Raw genomic sequence first — 17,718 nt, forward strand, 5'->3', positions numbered from 1 at the left:
ATGTTGAGTCTGTCCGGGGTTTTTTTGTGCCTTTCTGCAGGGGGACTAGAATGGGACGCTATCAATTCAGCAAGATCAGGTAAAAGGGTGGTTATGAGTCATCGTCCCGGTTGGGTTTTCTACAGTTCATTTGTTCTGCTGGCGGTCTTTGTGGTGGCCGGCGGGCTGATGCCGGACCAGTTGTCCTTCTATGCCCACAAGGCCCTGGAGTTCACCACCCTGCACTTTGGCTGGTTGTACCTGTTTGCCACCTCGGGTTTCCTGGTGTTCTGCATAGCGATTGCCGGCAGTGACTACGGCCGGATACGACTGGGGGCCGACGGCGAGGCGCCGGAGTTCTCCTACCTGACCTGGCTGGGCATGATCTTTTCCGCCGGTATGGGGGTGGGGCTGGTGTTCTGGGCGGTGGCCGAGCCCATGAGCCACTTTGTTTCGCCGCCGTTTGGTTCCGCTGAACCGGAAAGCCCGCAGGCGGCCAGTATGGCCATGCGTTATTCGCTGTTTCACTGGGGCTTTCATCAATGGGCCAACTTTGCCCTGGTGGGGCTGGCGATTGCCTATGTGCGTTTCCGGCTGCAGCGCCCCGGCCTGATCAGTGAGGCCTTCCGCTCCACCATGGGCGACCGTGTGGATTCCGGTGCCGGCCATGCCATCAATATCCTGGCGGTGGTCTCCACGGTGTTCGGGGTTGCCACCACACTCGGGCTGGGGGTTATCCAGATTAACAGTGGTCTGGGGGCGGTGGCCGGCACGGCATTCGGGGTCAGCCAGCAGCTGTTCATCCTGGCGGGAGTGGCCGCGGTATTTCTGCTGTGTTCGCTGGCGCCGCTGGAAAGCGGTATCCGATACGTGAGTGATGCCAACATGGTTCTGGCAGCGGGGTTGCTGGTATTCGTGTTTTTCTTCGGGCCCACCGATTTCATTACGGCGGCCATGACCAATGCCATCGGGGATTACTTTTCCAACATGGTGGGCATGAGCCTGGTGATGACACCTTACACCGGCGACGACTGGGTAGAGCGCTGGACCATTTTCTACTGGGCCTGGGGGCTGTCGTGGGCGCCGTTTGTAGGCAGCTTTATTGCCCGGATTTCCCGCGGCCGCACCATCCGCGAGTTCGTGTTCGGGGTGATCGGTATGCCGGTGCTGCTGAGTATTGTCTGGTTCTCCACCTTTGGCGGTTCGGCGCTGTATTTCGAACTGTTCGAGGGCGCGGCGCTGGGCGAGGCGGTGACCACGGAAATGAGTTCGGCCTTGTTTGCCACCCTGGAATACCTGCCGGGTACTGCCATTCTGGGCGGGCTGATGCTGGTGCTGATCGTTTTGTTTGTTATCACTTCAGCTAACTCGGCTACCTTTGTATTGGGGATGTTCACCAGCAAGGGGGTGCTCAACCCGAAACGCTGGTCCCGCTTGACCTGGGGCATAGTGCAGGTGTCTGTGGCCGGTGTACTGTTGCTCAGTGGCGGGCTGGAGGCGTTGCAGACCATATCCATACTGGCGGCCTTTCCGTTCATGATGCTGATGATCTTCATGGCAACGGCACTGCTGAAGTCCCTGCGTAACGAGCAGCGCCAGATCGAGCTGCACGAGGCCATGACCCGGGAACGCCTGCTGCGGTTGCTGGCGGAAAGTGACGATCTGGGTGACAAAGGCTGGAAACCGGCCGAAGAGGGCGGCTCAGAGGCTCCGCCGGAATAGCCGGAAAATAACCCCCGGGCCTGATTTCATCGGGTGAAAAGGGTGCTATAATTCGGTTATTAGCAAATGCCAAAAAGGAATAAGTTGATGGCTAAGCGCGCGTTGATCGGATGGATTCTGGCACCCTGGTTACTCTTGCCCATCGCAGTCCCGGCACAGGATCTCCAGGCCACGCCGGTAACCCGGGCGCCGTTCAATGAAACCGTACACCTTGACGGGCTGATTGAGGCCGTTCAGCAGAGCACGGTGTCGGCCCAGACCAGCGGTACGGTGGTCGAGTTGCCGTTTGATGTGGACGATTCGGTAGCAGCCGGAGACCTGATCGTGCGCCTTGAAGACAGCGAGCAGCAGTCGCGCCTTCGGCAGGCGCAAGCCGGCCTTGAAGAAGCCCGCTCCGGTTTGCAGGATGCCCGGCAGCAGTACACCCGTATCGAAGCCATCCATGAGCGGGGCCTGGTGTCGCGGCAAGAGTTTGACCAGGCCAGGAACAACCTCAGTGCGGCCAGGGCCCGGGTGGAGCGGGCGGAAGCCTCTGTGGCAGAAGCGCAGAAACAACTGGACTACACCCGCATTATTGCCCCTTATGGCGGAATCCTGACCGAGCGCCATGTGGAATTGGGCGAGTCGGTAAACCCGGGCCAGCCGCTGCTCAGCGGCCTGTCGCTGGAGCAATTGCGGGTGGTGGTTGACCTGCCCCAGAAGTATGCAGACCTGGCCCGCAGCGAACGCCAGGCTACCGTTACCCTGGCCGACGGCCGGGTGCTGGAAACCGGGGAACTGACGTTCTATCCCTACGCCAACCCGGAAACCCACACCTTTCGCCTGCGGCTGCGCCTGAATGAACCCAATGGCAGCCTGTTCCCGGGCATGCTGGTGAAGGTCAGTGTGCCGGTAGCCAGCCGGGAGGCCCTGTGGGTACCGGCCAGCGCGCTGATTCAGCGCAGCGAACTGCGGGCCGTGTTTGTGCTGGACAGCCAGGATCAGCCCCGTCTGCGCCAGGTCCGCCTGGGTGTTCGCGAGAACGACCGGCTGGAGGTGCTGGCCGGGCTTTCGGAAGGCGAACGGGTGGTGACCAATCCGGATGAGCTGGTGGGCAGCGAACGCTTGAGCCTGTCTGAAAACGCCCAGGCTGAAGGGGAGTAATGGCCGTGAGTGATAACCTGCCGCCGGTCGGCCCGTCCGGAGCCATTGCCCGGGTATTCCAGAACAACCACCTGACGCCGCTGCTGGCGATCCTTGCGATTATTCTTGGTGTCTTGTCTGTCGTGGTGACACCCAAGGAAGAAGAGCCTCAGATCGATGTCACCATGGTGGATATCATGGTGGCCATGCCCGGTGCCAGCACCCGGGAGGTTGAAAGCGCCATTGCCACACCTGCCGAGCAGGTAATGAGCGAAATCAAGGGCGTGAAGCACGTGTATTCCGTGTCCCGCCAGGGCCAGGCGGTGATCACCGTGCAGTTCGAGGTGGGCATCGCCCGCCAGGACGCCCTGGTTCGGCTGTACAACCAGGTGTATTCGAACCAGGACTGGTTGCCGCAGAATCTCGGCGCCTCCCAGCCGGTCATAAAACCCCGGGGCATTGATGATGTGCCGGTGATGACCTTGACACTGTATGACCCCACCGGCACCCACAGCGGGGAAGAACTTACCCGCCTGGCCCATATGCTGGAAGTGGCCCTGAAGCGGGTACCCGGTACCCGGGATATCTACACAGTGGGCGGCGTGCCCGACCGGGTGGATATCGTATTTGATCCGGCGCTGCTGGCCGGTTTCGGCCTGACCACGGCGGATATCGAAAGTGCCCTGCAGTCTGCCAACGCCTCCAGCCAGGAAGCCCGGGTAACCCGGGATAATCTCTCGATACCGGTGCAGGCCGGTACCCTGTTGCAGTCCCTCGAAGACGTAAAGCGCCTGGTGGTGGGGATGCACCAGGGCGCGGCTGTGTACCTGGATGATGTGGCGGAGGTTCGTCGCGGCAGTACCGTACCCGACCAGAGCGTGCTGGCGGGCTTCGGACCGGCCCATGGGGATGAACGGGCAGGGAAGGCCGGCGATGTCTACCCTGCGGTCACCCTCGCGATTGCCAAGAAACCGGGTGAAAACGCCATCGATATCACTACCGCGATCGAACAGCGCCTGGACCAGCTGCGCAACCGGGCACTGCCGGCCGACGTAGAGGTACTGGTAACCCGTGACTACGGAGTGACCGCGTCTGACAAGGCGCAGAAGCTGATTTCCGACCTGGTCTCCGCCACCCTGGCGGTGATGCTGCTGGTGCTCGCCTTTATGGGCTGGCGCCAGGCGCTGATCGTCGGTATTTCGGTGCTGATCACCCTGCTGCTGACCCTGGTGTTTTCCTGGGCCTGGGGCTTTACCCTCAACCGTGTCTCGCTGTTCGCGCTGATTTTCTCCATCGGCATCCTGGTGGACGACGGCATTGTCATCACCGAGAACATTAACCGTCGCATCCAGAACAGCCGCAGGGCCATCAAGGATATTATCCCGGTAGCAGTGGATGAAGTGGGTACACCCACCATCATGGCCAGCCTGACCATCATGGCGGCCCTGCTGCCCATGGCGTTTGTGTCCGGGCTGATGGGCCCCTACATGAGCCCGATTCCGATCAACGCATCGGCCGGCATGGTGGTGTCCCAGGTTGTGGCGTTTGTGGTGGCGCCCTGGCTGGCCTTCCGGCTGCTCAAGCACAAGAAAGGCGAGGCCCTGGAAGAGGGTGGCGATTCCGGCAGCTCTGCCGATGGCGTCAGCTCGGTGTCCCTGAAAATCTTCAATACCGTGCTGGGGCCGTTTCTGGGTGAACACGCCTGGCGCCGGCGTTTGCTGGCGCTTGGGGTGGTCCTGCTCACTCTGGGCGCGGCCTCTTTGCCGGTATTCCAGGCGGTGATCCTGAAAATGCTGCCTTTCGATAACAAGTCGGAATTGCAGGTGGTGGTGGATATGCCCGAGCGCACACCCATGGAGCAAACCCAGCGGGTGCTGACCGAAATGGGCCATTACCTGGAAACCGTGGGCGAAGTGGATAACTGGCAGGCCTATGCCGGTACCGCTTCACCGATCAATTTCAACGGCCTGGTGCGCCAATATTATCTGCGCAGCGAGCCCTACCAGGGTGATATCCAGGTCAACCTGGCCAGTGCGGAGGCGCGCAGCCGCCCCTCCCATGACATCACCCAGGCCCTTCGTGGCCCGCTTACCGAGATTGCTGACCGGTATGGCGCCAAAGTGAAAATGGTGGAGGTGCCGCCGGGGCCGCCAGTGATGTCGCCATTGGTGGCGGAAGTCTACGCTGCTGATGCTTTCCGCAGAGCCGAGCTAGCCAGGCTGATTGCCGGTGATATGGCAAACATTGAGGGGTTGGTGGATATCGACACCACCCTGGAAGCACCCACCCGGCAATGGGAAGTGGTGGTAGACCGGGCCCGGGCGGCCCGGCTGGGTGTGTCCCAGGCCCAGGTGGTGGCCACCCTGCAGACGACCCTGGGCGGGGTTAACGTCAGTTACCTGCACGATGAACAGGCCAAGTACCCGGTGCCAATCAGGGTGATTTTGTCTGAAGCCGACAAGGCCCAGCCGTCTGCCCTGTTGTCCATCAAGGTGCGTAGCCGCAGTGGCGAGCTGGTGCCGCTGGCCAGTGTGGCCGAGGTGCGGGAAGCGGACTGGATGGGCGCTATCTACCACAAGGACTTGCTGCCGGTGACCTACGTGACGGCGGATATGGCCGGCGAGATTGATTCACCGCTATACGGCATGTTCCGGATGGTCAGTTTGCTGAACGAGCAGGAGCAGGCACCGGAGCAGTTCTTTATCCAGCAACCGCCACTGCCGGAAAAAGGCACCCTGAAATGGGATGGCGAGTGGCAGATCACCTACGAAACCTTCCGGGATATGGGCGCTGCCTACAGTGTGGGTGTGTTCATGATCTTCGTACTGCTGGTGGCCCAGTTCCGCTCCTACATCCTGCCGCTGGTGATCATGGCGCCGATTCCGCTGACCATGATCGGCATCATGCCCGGCCATGCCCTTCTGGGTAAGGAATTCACCGCCACCAGTATGATCGGCATGATCGCCCTGGCGGGGATTATCGTACGTAATTCCATCCTGTTGGTGGTGTTTATCAAGCAGCTGCTGGACGAAGGCATGGAGCTGGAGAAGGCGGTGGTTCTGGCCGGTGCCGTGCGGATCAAGCCCATTGCGCTGACGGCGGTGTCTGCCGTAGTAGGAGCTTACTTCATCCTCAGTGACCCGATCTTCAACGGCCTGGCGATTTCGCTGGTGTTCGGGCTGGCCATGTCCACGTTGTTCACGGTGATTGTGGTGCCGCTGCTGTACTACACCCTGGCCCGCTGCAAGTGGGTTTGAAGCCGCTAGCGGGCGGGCCAGTAACGCTGCATTTCCAGGAACAGGAATGAGGCGCTCCAGGTCAGCAGGAGAAACCCGGTAAGCCCCTCAATGCCGGTCAGGTAGCGCAGCTGGCCCATAGGCACAACATCGCCGTAGCCCAGTGTGGTGAACGTGGTGAAGGAAAAGTAGACGCAATCGAGCAGGCTGCCCGAGAAGTTACCGGTCAGCAGGCCCCAGCCGTCGGCGTGGTGCATGAACCAGAATGTGGTGGCGAACACCCATACCTGCAGTGCGTGGGAAATCAGGCACCCCAATACCGCCACAATCAGGCGGAAATGGTGGCTCTTTCTCATTTTGCCGAGCATGGTGCTCAGGCGCAGCAAGGTTTCATTATGGATAAACACCACAATGCACACCAGGGCGCAGTTGAGCAGGACAACGTTCAGCAATGTGTCGTAGGTGCTCGGCATTGAGCGGGCTTCCTGGTCAAGAAGGGGCCTGTGTGAATTTGTCGCAGGGTACGGTCAATCGGATCCGCCCTGAAAATTGTATAGTAGTTTTAGCGCGTTAACGCTACCCTGCCAACCGGAACAAGAAACCTGGCTATGTTTAAACGTCTGTTACCCCTGATCATCCTGGCTGTCGGTGTACTGGTTTTTATTGCCCTGAAAGCCACCCGTCCGGAACCGGCGGAGGTTACGGCCACGGAACGCAGCTGGCGTGTTGAGGTGCAAGCCATTACACCGGGCAGCCAGGTGCCGGTATTGCCCCTATATGGCGAGGTGCTTGCGCCGGACCAGCAAACCATCACCGCCACGCTGGCGGGCCGAGTGGCGGAGCGCCCGGTGTCTGAGGGGATGAGCGTGAAGCAGGGCGATTTGCTGCTGGCGCTGGACGAAGCGGACATCGCCCCGGCATTGGCCCAGGCCCGGGCCCAGGTGGATGACCTGGATGCCCAGATAAGCTCCGAACAGGTGCGCTACCGCAACGACCAGGCAGCCCTGAAAAGTGAGCAGGCCATTGTTGCCAATGCCCGGCGCCAGTTTGAGCGTATTGAATCGCTGGTGGGGCGCAACCTGGCCTCCCGGGAAAACCTAGAGGCGGCAACCGATGCCCTGGCCCGTGCCGAACTGACGGTCAGCACCCGGCAGCGGGCTATCCAGGAACACCCCGCCCGCCTGCAAAGCCTCGAGGCCAAACTGGCCCAGGCCCGGGCTAACCTGGCGGCCACGGAACGGGATGTCGACCGGGCCAGGGTGGTGGCACCGTTTGACGGTGTGGTGACCGGCATTGAGGTGGCCGTAGGCGATCAGGTATCCCGCAACGAGCCTCTGCTGACGGTGTATCCCACCCGGGGCCTGGAAGTGCGGGCCCGGGTGCCCCAGGTATTCCAGAACGAACTGATCACCGCGCTTGGGCAGGGGCAAACCCTGACCGCGATTTCAGATAATGGCCATCAATTCGTCCTGGCCCGCTTTGCCGGCCTGTCGGACCCCGCCGGTACCGAAGCCGTGCTGGAGCTGCAGGGCGAACCCGGTGGCTTGCGGCCCGGAGCATTGCTGCCCCTGACCCTTGATCGGCCAGCCCGGGAACAGGCAGTGGAGGTACCGTTCAGCGCCCTGTATGGCGCAGACAGTGTTTACCTGATGACCGATGACGGCCGCATGCAGCGGATTAAAGTAGAACGCATCGGCGAGGCCCGCAGCGAAAACGGCGAACGCCGGTTGCTGATTGCCGGAGAGCAGCTCACCCCCGGTGCCCGTCTGATCACCACCCACCTGCCCAATGCTGTGACCGGTTTGAAAGTTGAACTGGCAGATGCTGACGGGGAGCCTGCCCAGTGAAGCGCAAGCAGGGCGTAATCGGCTTCTTTGTTCATCACCGGGTTGCCGGCAACCTGGTGATGCTGGTGATGTTGCTGGGTGGCGCATTGGCGCTTACCCGCATGAATATCCAGTTTTTCCCCACTTTCGCCCTGGACGTGGTCAGTGTGCGGGTGGTCTGGAGTGGTGCCTCTGCGGAAGACGTGGAGCGAGGTATCACCGACCCGCTGGAGCAGCGCCTGCGCAGTGTCGATGGCCTGAAAAAGATGACATCCACCTCCGCCCAGGGGGTGTCATCCATCAGTCTGGAATTCCATGAAGGCACCGACCCGATCCAGGCGGTGGACGATGTGCGCCAGCAGGTGGATGAATTCAACAACCTGCCCGGGGATGCCGAGGAACCCCAGGTAGCCCGGGTGGAGCGTTATGAACCGGTGGCCCGGCTACTGGTATACGGCGAGGTAGACCGCAGCGAGCTGCGCCAGCTGGTGTACCGGTTTGAAGACGAGCTGCTGGAGCGGGGTATTGACCGCATCAACATCCGCGGCCTGCCTGAACAGCAGGTCAGTGTGGATGTGCCGGTAGAACGCCTGGAAACCCTGCGGCTGTCGCTGGAGCAGATTGCTGACCGCGTTGCTTCCCTGTCCCGGGATTTGCCCGCCGGCATGATGGCCCAGCAGGACGCCACCCGGGAATTACGTTCGGTAGAGCAGCGTCGCAGCCCCCAGGCTTTTGAAACGATTCCGGTACTCAGCGGAGACCGCATTCGCTTGCAGCTGGGTGATATCGCCATCATTCGCCAGGAAGCCCGGGACAACCAGACGGTGATGGAAAACGAAGGCCTGCCGGCGGTGGAGCTGCAATTGCAGCGGGCGGAGAACGGCAATTCGCTGGCGGCGGCCCGGGTGCTGGAAAGCTGGCTGGAAGACACCCGCCCGGTATTACCACCCACCATCAAAATGCAGGTGTATGACGAAACCTGGCAGCTGCTGGAAGACCGGATTTCCCTGCTGGTGAATAACGGCCTCAGCGGCTTGGTGCTGGTGATTGCCCTGTTGTACCTGTTCCTGCCCGGCCGGGTGGCGGCCTGGGTGGCCATCGGTATTCCCACCGCCTTTATGGCCGCGCTGGCGGTGCTGTGGTTGCTGGGTGGCTCCATCAACATGATGTCGCTGTTTGCCCTGATCATGGCTCTGGGGGTGATTGTGGATGACGCCATCGTGGTGGGCGAGGATGCCGACGCCCATGCCCGCATGGGGGAGCAATCCATCTACGCCGCCGAAGGCGCCGCCAAGCGCATGGTGTGGCCGGTGCTGGCCTCGTCCCTGACCACGGTGGCTGCCTTTATGCCACTGCTGGTGGTGGGCGGCATTATCGGCAACATTCTGGGCGATATTCCGCTGGTGATGATCTGTGTTCTGGTGGCGTCGTTGCTGGAATGCTTTGTGGTATTACCGGCGCACCTGCGCCATGCCTTTGTGGTCAAGGACAAGGGCGACAAGCTACCGGAGCAGGGCGCGCGCCCACGCGGCAACCCGGTAAGCCGGTTCCGGGATCGTTTTGAGCAGAGATTTGATCGTTTCCGGGAAGGCCCGTTCCGCCGGTTTTCCCGGTACAGCCTGAAACACCGCGGCGCCACCGTGGCCAGCGCCCTGGCCCTGGCGATTGTGACGGTGGGCCTGCTGGCCGGCGGCCGCCTGGGCTTTAACTTCTTCCCCACACCGGAGCCTTCCGTGTTCTATGCCAATGCCAGCTTTGTGGCCGGCACGGACAAAGGCACCGTGGAAGATTTCATGCGCCAGATGCAGCAGACCCTGAACGAAACCGAACAGGCCCTGGGCGGTAACCTGATCCGCCATGCGGTAACCACCTTCGGGGCCACCCAGGGTGCCGAGGGCAGCTCCCGTAACGATGACGAACTGGGCTCCATGCTGGTGGAGCTGGTGCCGTCGGACCGGCGGGACGTTCGCAACCCGGAGTTCATGCGGGAATGGCGCAGCCGCATGGCGCTGCCCGCCGGGCTGGATGCCCTGAACATCAATGAACGCCAGGCCGGGCCTCCGGGGCGGGATGTGAACGTACGCCTGACCGGCGATAACGCAGAAAACCTGAAACGGGCCGCCGATGAAGTGGCCCAGGCCCTGAGCACCCTGCCCGGGGTGCTGGATGTGGAAGACGACATGCCCTGGGGCCGGGAACAACTGATCTACCAGGTGAGCCCGTTTGGTGAGGCCATGGGCCTGACCACGGTGGATCTTGGCCGGCAGTTGCGGGCCGCCTTTGACGGCCGGATTGCGCAGATCTACCAGGATGGCCGCGACGAAGTGGAAGTGCGGGTGCAGCTGCCCCGGGATCAGCGGGAACAGTATTCCACCCTCGAGCGCATGACCGTGCGCCTGCCCGACGGCCGGTTTGTGCCCCTGGCCCAGGTGATGAACCTGGATCACCGTCAGGGCTTCCAGGCTCTGCGCCACGCCGATGGCAAGCTGGCGGTGGAAGTGACGTCGGCACTCAATACCCGGGTGGCCACGACCGACCAGGTGATCGAGAGCCTGCAGGCCGGCGCGCTGCCGGATATTGCCAGCCGTTATGGTGTGCGTTACAGCTTCGAAGGCCGTTCCGCTGACCAGCGCGAAACCATGGACGACATGAAAACCGGCCTGGTGATCGGTGTTGCGCTGATGTACGTGGTGCTGGCCTGGGTGTTTGCGTCCTGGAGTCTGCCGCTGATTGTGATGGCCATCATCCCGTTCGCCCTGGTGGGTGCCCTGTTGGGGCACTGGATCATGGGGCTTCAGCTGACGATTCTGTCACTGTTTGGTCTGTTCGGCCTGTCCGGTATCGTGGTCAACAACGCGATTATCCTGGTGGCTTTCTACAACCAGCAACGCCAGAAAGGCCTGGGCATTACCGATGCCCTGAACGAAGCGGCGGTGCAGCGGGTGCGGGCAGTGTTGCTGACCTCCCTGACTACCATCGGCGGTCTGTTGCCCCTGCTGTTTGAAACCTCCCTGCAGGCCCAGTTCCTGATTCCGATGGCGACATCCATCGCCTTTGGCCTGGGGTTGGCGACCTTCCTGGTGTTGCTGGTTGTTCCGGCCCTGTTGTCCTGGGTGGAGCAGTTCCGGGAATGGCGGGCCAGCCGTCGGGGCCCGCAGCCGGAGGTGTCGGAAGCCTGAGTGCCGTTACTCAGGTTTCCTTGAGGTCTTTCCAGGCCGCGTACTTGTGCAGGTCGGATTCCACCAGTTTCAGGCACAGGGCAACCACGCCGGCATCATCCAGCAGGCCAAAGCCGAAAATGAGGTCCGGAATCAGGTCCAGCGGGTTCATCACGTACAGCAGGGCGCCTGCGATGGCGGCAATGGATTTCCAGGGAATTGCCCGGTAGTCGCCGCGCCAGTAGTCCCGGATCAGCGAGAACATCAGGTGGATGTCGGTGCCAAAACGCTTGAGCTTGCCGCTGTTCTTCACTTTGTCTTCGATGGCTTTCTGTCGTTCCAGCAGGGATTGCAGGTCCTCTTTGTGAACCTGGCTGGCTTCCTTGTCCAGCTGATGCTTAGCCGTTTTATCTGTAATCCACGCCATACACTCTTACCTTACTAAACGTTGGTGCGCCCAAGATAACCCGTCAGCCGACAAAAATCCGCTTCCCCAGGCCGGCTCCCTTGAGGCCCTGGGTGGCAGGGTTGTTACCAGCCCGGCATGATATTCAGGCTTCGCCTTGCCAGCGTGCCACGAAATGCCCTTCAGGATCGTACTGGCTGGCTTGCTTGTCCAGATTAAACTGGCGCAATCCACGGGGGTCTGCGCCCACGCCGGCCAGGTACTGCCAGTTGCCGTAGTTGCTGGCAACATCGTAGTCCACCAGTTGCTGCTCAAACCAGGCGGCGCCGTAACGCCAGTCCTGGGCCAGTTCATTGACCAGGCAACTGGCCACCAGTTGCCGTGCCCGGTTGCTGATATAGCCGGTGAGCCGGAGCTGGTTCATGGCGGCGTTGACCAGCGGGTAGGGTGTGGTGCCCTGGCACCAGCTCTCGAAATCCGGCCGGTGGAAGGCGGTGTCACGGCTTTGCTGTTGTACGCCATCCCGCAGGAACAGCCGGCGGCCGTGTTTCATGGCGTACCAGTAGAAGTATTCCCGCCACAGAAGCTCGAACCACAGCCAGTAGGTGGAATCGTTGCGGGTTTCGGACTGCTCGTATTCGTCAATCATGCCGGTCACCTCGCGCACCGACAGGCAGCCGTTGGCCAGCCAGGGTGACAGGCGGGATGACGCCAGCGGATCATCCAGTGCGTTGCGGGTTTCCTTGTAGCGGGCTATGCCATGGCTGACAAACAGGTATTCCCGCAATTGCCGCAGCCCGGCTTCTTCACCACCCCGGAAGCCGGCATCGTGTTCCGGTTCGGTAATCGGTGGGCAATCGCCCCGGTTGTCCTTCGCAAATCCCGGAGGCGGCGGCAGGGCCGTCATGGTGCGGATGCGTAGCCGGTCGGTGCAGCGGTCACCCTGTTTCTCCACCAGCTTGCGGAACTGGGAGAAGGTGTGGGGTAAGTCGGCCAGGTCCATGGGCAGGGATTTTTCAGTGAACAGGCTCAGGGTTTCAAATTGCTGGAAGTGCACATCCGGCAGCTTCTCCTGAAGGCCCTGCCATTGACTAGCTTCTTCTGTGCCTGGCTGCCGGGTGCGGATTACCTGGTTGACCTGGTGTTGTTGTACCAGTTCGGGAAGCACGTTTTCCGGCTCCCCAAACGCGATGTGGAGGCGCTGGCCAAGGGGCCGGAGATTGCGTTCCAGGGTCATCAGGCTTTGCCACAGGAAACGCCAGCGGTGTTCGCCCATGGCACTGAGCCCGAGCGGCCCGGGTTGGAACCAGCGGGGCTCTACCACGTACACGCACAGCAGCATGTCTGAGCGGCCGGCGGCCAGCAGGGCGGCGTTGTCGTGCATGCGAAGATCGCGGGTAAACCAGTAGAGTGTGCGCACCTGAAGGGCCCTTTCTGACAGTTCGGGAATCTATACGCCCGCGCCTGCGTATGAGATTGCAGCGCGGGAAAGCCTGCAGCCGGCAGGCGTGTTAAAGTTAAGAGTGTATCCCGCAAGCCTGACCCGACCAAACGGAAACGAGGAGACTGAACGTGATCAAATCCCGCGCAGCTGTGGCATTTGAAGCCAATAAACCGCTGGAAATTGTTGAAGTGGATGTGGCACCACCCAAGGAAGGCGAAGTGCTGGTGAAGATCGTGGCAACCGGTGTGTGCCATACCGATGCCTACACCCTGTCCGGCGCTGACCCCGAGGGCCTGTTTCCGACCATTCTGGGCCACGAGGGTGGCGGCATTGTCGAAGCCGTGGGCCCGGGTGTAACCGGCCTGGAAGTGGGCGACCACGTGATTCCGCTGTACACAGCCGAGTGTGGCAAGTGTAAATTCTGCACCTCCGGCAAGACCAACCTGTGTGGCGCTGTGCGTGAAACCCAGGGCAAGGGTGTGATGCCGGACGGCACCTCCCGCTTCTCCTACAAGGGCCAGCCGCTGTACCACTACATGGGCTGCTCCACCTTCTCTGAATACACCGTGCTGCCGGAAATCTCCCTGGCCAAGATCCCCAAGGAAGCGCCCCTGGACAAGGTGTGCCTGCTGGGTTGTGGCGTAACCACCGGCATCGGTGCGGTACTGAACACAGCCAAGGTTGAGGAAGGTGCGACTGTGGCTATCTTTGGTCTGGGTGGCATCGGCCTGGCAGCCATCATCGGTGCGACCATGGCCAAGGCTGGTCGCATCATTGCCGTCGACATCAACCCGGGCAAGTTCGACATCGCCAAACAGCTGGGTGCTACCGATGTGGTTAACCCGAACGATTACGACAAGCCGATCCAGGAAGTCATCATCGAAATGACCGATGGCGGTGCCGACTACACCTTCGAGTGTGTGGGCAACGTGAAGCTGATGCGTGCCGCGCTGGAAGCCTGCCATAAGGGCTGGGGTGAAAGCACCATCATCGGCGTGGCTGGTGCCGGTGAAGAGATCAGCACCCGCCCGTTCCAGCTGGTAACCGGCCGGGTATGGCGCGGTTCCGCCTTCGGTGGCGTGAAAGGCCGCACCGAGCTGCCGTCTTACGTGGAAAAAGCCGAGAAAGGTGAAATCCCGCTGGATGTGTTCATCACTCACGAGATGAAGCTGGAAGACATCAACAAGGCGTTTGACCTGATGCACGAGGGTAAGAGCATCCGGTCGGTGATTCACTTCTGACCGGACCAGCCGTGTTCGCGGCAGTGTTCTGAAACCACAAAGGGGAGGCCGCCGGCCTCCCCTTTGCTTTCATGCTTCAGGACACTGTCAGCTTTCCTGCAAAGCCTGCAACACAGCCTTCGCGGCACCCTCAGAGGACGCCGGGTTCTGGCCGGTAATCAGCTTGCCGTCCACCACAATGTGCGGTGCCCAGTCATCGCCGCGGCTGTAGCGGCCGTTGTTCTGCTTGAGCATGTCTTCCAGCAGGAAGGGCACGATGTTGGTGAGCTGTACCGCGTCTTCTTCCGTGTTGCTGAAGCCGGTAACTTCGCGGCCACCTACGATGTTCTGGTCTGGCTTTACGAACACATTCTTGAATACGGCGGGGGCGTGGCACACGGCACCGATCACCTTGTCCTGCTCGTAGGCGGTCTTGATCAGGGCGACAGACTTGTCGTCCTCGGCCAGGTCCCACAGTGGACCGTGTCCGCCGGGGTAGAAAATGGCGTCGTACTGGTTCATGTCCACGTCGGCCAGTTTTTTGGTGCTGGCCAGCATTTCCTTGGCATGGGTATCTGCCATGAAGCGTCGGGTGGAATCAGTGAGTGCGTCTTCTGCTTCGCTGTTAGGGTCTACCGGCGGCTGGCCGCCTTTAGGAGAAGCCAGGGTGATATCCGCGCCAGCATCCTTGAATACGTAGAAGGGCGCGGTGAATTCTTCCAGCCAGAATCCGGTTTTATGGCCGGTGTCGCCCATCTGGTCGTGGGATGTCAGTACCATCAGAATTTTCATATCGGTCGATCCTCCTGTCGGGAATCGGGGAGTTTGTTCGGGCGTTACTCCACAATTAGTGGTGGCCCGGGATGCAAATTTCAACAGGAATTACGGCAATAAGGCGGGAATGGATGCCCGGAGTGTCTATACTCCGGTTACATATTGCTCAATGGGTCAGGGAAAGTGTCCGCAATAAAGGTAACGCTCATCAAGGCAGCCATGCTGTGCCTGTTCGTGCTGGCTGCAGCGCCTGCATGGTCGCAGCAGGGGACAGAAACCGTGGAGCCGTTGACGGTGGTGGTCGGTGTGGATCACGCGCCACCTTACCGGATCCTGGAGTCGGACCGGAAGACCGGGCTGTACCTGGATATGTTCGAGGAAATGACCAGTCGCCTTGGCTGGGCGGTCGAATACCGGGAAGCACCGTTTCGCCGGCTGCAGCTGATGCTGCAGCAGGGCGAGATCGACATGATGCTGGGCCTGGTGCGCAACGGTGCCCGGGAGCAGTGGATGGAGTTTGTGGCGCCGGCCTTCCCGCCTGAGCGGCGGTTGTTTTTCTACCTGGATGACGCCAATCGTGTAGATCGCTACCAGGACCTTTATGGCAAAACCATCGGCGTACTGGAAGGTGGTAGTTATTTCAGCCGGTTCGATAAAGACTCGGAATTGATGAGGGCCTCGGCTGCCCATTACGAAAACCTGATGTTGATGATGCAGAAGGGCCGGGTGGATGTGGTCATTGCGCCGGAGTTGGTGGGGCTGTACACAGCAAAGAATCTGGGTATTGAGGCCCGGGTCTCACCGTTTTTTGTGCCGGGGGAGCGATCCTGGATTGTGGTGTCCGGGCAATCACCGGCCGTTCGCTATGCCGATGATATCCGGGCTGCCCTGAAGCTGATCGAGCGTGAAGGCATCCGGGAGAACCTGGTGCTGAAGTACCTGGAACAGCCGCTTCCCTGACACGCCTGTCGGGAGCCCCTCCCTTATCGGAATTTGATCCCGGTCTGCCCACCATTAACGGAACTTAGTATGCTCACGGTTGTCTTGAGGCAGAACCTGTTGTGAGAATAAGGAACTCGTATGACAACCATTCGGTTATGGGATTTACCGACACGCCTGTTTCACTGGTTGCTGGTACTGGCGGCCGTGGGTGCCGTGATCAGTATTAAATCGGGCGCGATTGACTGGCATGAACGCTTTGGCCTGGCAGTAGTCGGGCTGTTGTCGTTCCGTATTATCTGGGGTTTTACCGGCTCTACCTATGCCCGGTTTGCCAGCTTTGTTCGTGGGCCGGGAGCCATCATCGATTATGTGCGCGGACGCTGGCAGGGGGTAGGCCACAACCCGCTGGGGGCGCTTTCCGTGCTGGCGCTGATCGGCCTGTTCGGCTTCCAGGCGGCAAGCGGGCTGTTCGCCAACGATGAAATTGCCTTTAACGGCCCACTGACTCCGCTGGTGTCATCGGCCTGGAGCGATACCCTCAGCAGTTGGCACCGTTTGACGGAATGGTTCTTGTACGGGCTGGTCATCCTGCACGTGGCAGCGGTAGTGCTGTACTCAAAAGTGAAGAAAGACAATCTGCTGAAGCCGATGATCACCGGTAAAAAGCCGGTTGAGAAAGGCCTGGCGGAAGATGCCCGAGGCGGTGGTGCGGTAGCGTTTGTGATTTCACTGGTGCTGGCGGGGATTGTGGTTGTCGGTGCCAGTGGCAGCTTTGTCTCGCCGCCACCGGCACCGGAGCCCGCACCCCAGAACCTGGGGTGGTAAGCCCGGGGCAGTCTTACTTCGCGCGGAAGTTGTCGTGGCAGGCCTTGCAGGTCTCGCCCACGGCAGCAAACTGGCGCGCCAGGGCGGCTTTATCACCGCTAGCAGCAACTTCTTGCAGCTTGTTGGCTTCACGGCCGAAGTTCATGCCCACTTCACGGGCTTTTTCCGGCTGCTCGAAAAACTCAGGCTTCAGGCGGGTGTTCTCGGCTTTGTCCAGGGTGGAATCCGGGCTGTAGAGTGCGCCCATGCCGGAGTTGGCCACTGCGGCAATGGCATTGGCTGCGGCTTTCATCTGGTCGGCGTTGAACTCAACCTCGCCATCGACCGCCTGCGCCTTGATCTTGCCCATGTTCCAGGACATGAACTGGTAGGCTGCCTGGCGGGCTTCAATCTGGTCTTCAACACTCATCTGGGCGCTGGCCGGCATGGCGAAAGACAGCGCCAGAGCGGCGGCGGATACGAAACTTGTTTTCTTCATTTCAGGTCCCTCTCGTATGGTTTGCGTTTGGTCTGATTGGTCTTGCTGCAAAAATGCCTTATAAAGGTTTGGTTATGAGCACGCTACCTGTATAGACTCATTGCTGACAGTTATAAGAGCCTAAAGTTCAATCCGGAGAAATTCCACCATGGCAATATGGACAGTAACCCCCGATCTTGACCAGATGATGGCACACAGCCAGAAAACTGCCGTCAGTCACATGGGCATTGAATACCTTGAGGTCGGTGACGACTATGTGAAAGGCCGCATGCCGGTCGATGAACGCACGGTTCAGCCGTTTGGCATTCTGCATGGGGGCGCGTCGGTATTGCTGGCGGAAACGCTGGGCAGCATGGCGGCCAACTGTTGCCTGAAAGATAAGAACACCGTGGCCGTTGGCCTGGATATCAATGCCAACCACATCCGCCCGGTTACCGGCGGCTGGGTCTACGGAACCGCCCGTGCCCTGCATATCGGCAGTGCGACCCAGGTCTGGGAAATCCGGCTTGAGAACGAACAGGGCAAGGTAACCTGCATCTCGCGCCTGACCATGGCGGTTACCAAGCGGCCATAACGAGCGGCCGTA

The 17,718-nt window shown here is 60.7% G+C and carries 14 protein-coding genes; 9 read left to right on the forward strand and 5 right to left on the reverse strand.

All coding sequences use genetic code 11. The features are described from left to right. Positions 1 to 93: 93 nt before the first annotated feature. From B9Q17_RS05575 to B9Q17_RS05585, 3 genes are all read left to right on the forward strand, one after another. On the forward strand, positions 94 to 1,701 hold the full coding sequence (locus B9Q17_RS05575) for a BCCT family transporter (RefSeq protein WP_208618758.1): 1,608 nt from the start codon (positions 94 to 96) through the stop codon (positions 1,699 to 1,701). Positions 1,702 to 1,788: 87 nt separating this feature from the next. Then, positions 1,789 to 2,844: an efflux RND transporter periplasmic adaptor subunit gene (locus B9Q17_RS05580; RefSeq protein ID WP_208618759.1), complete on the forward strand. Its 1,056-nt coding sequence runs from the start codon at positions 1,789 to 1,791 to the stop codon at positions 2,842 to 2,844. 5 nt (positions 2,845 to 2,849) lie between these two features. After that, positions 2,850 to 6,080, forward strand: coding sequence for an efflux RND transporter permease subunit (locus B9Q17_RS05585; protein ID WP_094624555.1), 3,231 nt, complete (start codon positions 2,850 to 2,852; stop codon positions 6,078 to 6,080). Between the two features lie 5 nt (positions 6,081 to 6,085). Here B9Q17_RS05585 and B9Q17_RS05590 read toward each other — a convergent pair whose 3' ends face one another. Continuing rightward, on the reverse strand, positions 6,086 to 6,532 hold the full coding sequence (locus tag B9Q17_RS05590; RefSeq protein WP_094624444.1) for a potassium channel family protein: 447 nt from the start codon (positions 6,530 to 6,532) through the stop codon (positions 6,086 to 6,088). A gap of 135 nt (positions 6,533 to 6,667) precedes the next feature. On the opposite strand from B9Q17_RS05590, the gene B9Q17_RS05595 reads away from it, so the two are divergent. Both B9Q17_RS05595 and B9Q17_RS05600 read left to right on the forward strand, forming a co-directional pair. Further along, the gene (locus B9Q17_RS05595) at positions 6,668 to 7,906 is read left to right on the forward strand and encodes an efflux RND transporter periplasmic adaptor subunit (RefSeq protein WP_094624445.1); all 1,239 of its coding nucleotides are present in this window, start codon (positions 6,668 to 6,670) and stop codon (positions 7,904 to 7,906) included. Continuing rightward, a complete protein-coding gene (locus B9Q17_RS05600; RefSeq protein ID WP_094624446.1) occupies positions 7,903 to 11,064 on the forward strand; it encodes an efflux RND transporter permease subunit in 3,162 nt (1,053 codons plus the stop codon). Before B9Q17_RS05595 ends, B9Q17_RS05600 begins: the two co-directional genes overlap by 4 nt. A gap of 10 nt (positions 11,065 to 11,074) precedes the next feature. On the opposite strand, the gene B9Q17_RS05605 is transcribed toward B9Q17_RS05600, so the two are convergent. Then, positions 11,075 to 11,470, reverse strand: a complete 396-nt coding sequence (locus tag B9Q17_RS05605; protein ID WP_094624447.1) for a YkvA family protein — start codon at positions 11,468 to 11,470, stop codon at positions 11,075 to 11,077. Between the two features lie 124 nt (positions 11,471 to 11,594). Then, the gene (locus B9Q17_RS05610; RefSeq protein WP_094624448.1) at positions 11,595 to 12,869 is read right to left on the reverse strand and encodes a DASH family cryptochrome; all 1,275 of its coding nucleotides are present in this window, start codon (positions 12,867 to 12,869) and stop codon (positions 11,595 to 11,597) included. 152 nt (positions 12,870 to 13,021) lie between these two features. On the opposite strand from B9Q17_RS05610, the gene B9Q17_RS05615 reads away from it, so the two are divergent. Then, the gene (locus B9Q17_RS05615; protein ID WP_094624449.1) at positions 13,022 to 14,134 is read left to right on the forward strand and encodes an S-(hydroxymethyl)glutathione dehydrogenase/class III alcohol dehydrogenase; all 1,113 of its coding nucleotides are present in this window, start codon (positions 13,022 to 13,024) and stop codon (positions 14,132 to 14,134) included. Between the two features lie 87 nt (positions 14,135 to 14,221). On the opposite strand, the gene B9Q17_RS05620 is transcribed toward B9Q17_RS05615, so the two are convergent. Next, complete coding sequence (locus B9Q17_RS05620) at positions 14,222 to 14,905, reverse strand: type 1 glutamine amidotransferase domain-containing protein (protein WP_094624450.1); 684 nt, start codon at positions 14,903 to 14,905, stop codon at positions 14,222 to 14,224. Between the two features lie 165 nt (positions 14,906 to 15,070). Between B9Q17_RS05620 and B9Q17_RS05625 the strand changes: the two genes are divergently transcribed. Together B9Q17_RS05625 and B9Q17_RS05630 are read left to right on the forward strand one after the other, a co-directional pair. Then, positions 15,071 to 15,847: a substrate-binding periplasmic protein gene (locus tag B9Q17_RS05625; protein WP_244177319.1), complete on the forward strand. Its 777-nt coding sequence runs from the start codon at positions 15,071 to 15,073 to the stop codon at positions 15,845 to 15,847. A 120-nt stretch (positions 15,848 to 15,967) separates the two neighbouring features. After that, complete coding sequence (locus B9Q17_RS05630) at positions 15,968 to 16,654, forward strand: cytochrome b/b6 domain-containing protein (protein WP_094624452.1); 687 nt, start codon at positions 15,968 to 15,970, stop codon at positions 16,652 to 16,654. Between the two features lie 13 nt (positions 16,655 to 16,667). Here the strand turns inward: B9Q17_RS05630 and B9Q17_RS05635 are convergent, their stop codons facing one another. After that, positions 16,668 to 17,132 carry a c-type cytochrome gene (locus B9Q17_RS05635; protein ID WP_094624453.1) on the reverse strand — a complete coding sequence of 155 codons (465 nt, stop codon included), beginning with the start codon at positions 17,130 to 17,132 and terminating at the stop codon, positions 16,668 to 16,670. Between the two features lie 148 nt (positions 17,133 to 17,280). Between B9Q17_RS05635 and B9Q17_RS05640 the strand changes: the two genes are divergently transcribed. Then, the gene (locus B9Q17_RS05640; RefSeq protein ID WP_022990615.1) at positions 17,281 to 17,706 is read left to right on the forward strand and encodes a hotdog fold thioesterase; all 426 of its coding nucleotides are present in this window, start codon (positions 17,281 to 17,283) and stop codon (positions 17,704 to 17,706) included. Positions 17,707 to 17,718: the final 12 nt, after the last annotated feature.

It is taken from the genome of Marinobacter vinifirmus, from assembly GCF_002258215.1.
GTDB lineage: Bacteria > Pseudomonadota > Gammaproteobacteria > Pseudomonadales > Oleiphilaceae > Marinobacter > Marinobacter vinifirmus.

Bases quoted from the DNA above. Each gene is read 5' to 3' on its own strand.
- B9Q17_RS05620 (WP_094624450.1), bottom strand. From the start codon at position 14,905: ATGAAAATTCTGATGGTACTGACATCCCACGACCAGATGGGCGACACC.
- B9Q17_RS05595 (WP_094624445.1), top strand. From the start codon at position 6,668: ATGTTTAAACGTCTGTTACCCCTGATCATCCTGGCTGTCGGTGTACTG.
- B9Q17_RS05605 (WP_094624447.1), bottom strand. From the start codon at position 11,470: ATGGCGTGGATTACAGATAAAACGGCTAAGCATCAGCTGGACAAGGAA.
- B9Q17_RS05575 (WP_208618758.1), top strand. From the start codon at position 94: ATGAGTCATCGTCCCGGTTGGGTTTTCTACAGTTCATTTGTTCTGCTG.
- B9Q17_RS05635 (WP_094624453.1), bottom strand. From the start codon at position 17,132: ATGAAGAAAACAAGTTTCGTATCCGCCGCCGCTCTGGCGCTGTCTTTC.
- B9Q17_RS05590 (WP_094624444.1), bottom strand. From the start codon at position 6,532: ATGCCGAGCACCTACGACACATTGCTGAACGTTGTCCTGCTCAACTGC.
- B9Q17_RS05640 (WP_022990615.1), top strand. From the start codon at position 17,281: ATGGCAATATGGACAGTAACCCCCGATCTTGACCAGATGATGGCACAC.
- B9Q17_RS05580 (WP_208618759.1), top strand. From the start codon at position 1,789: ATGGCTAAGCGCGCGTTGATCGGATGGATTCTGGCACCCTGGTTACTC.
- B9Q17_RS05630 (WP_094624452.1), top strand. From the start codon at position 15,968: ATGACAACCATTCGGTTATGGGATTTACCGACACGCCTGTTTCACTGG.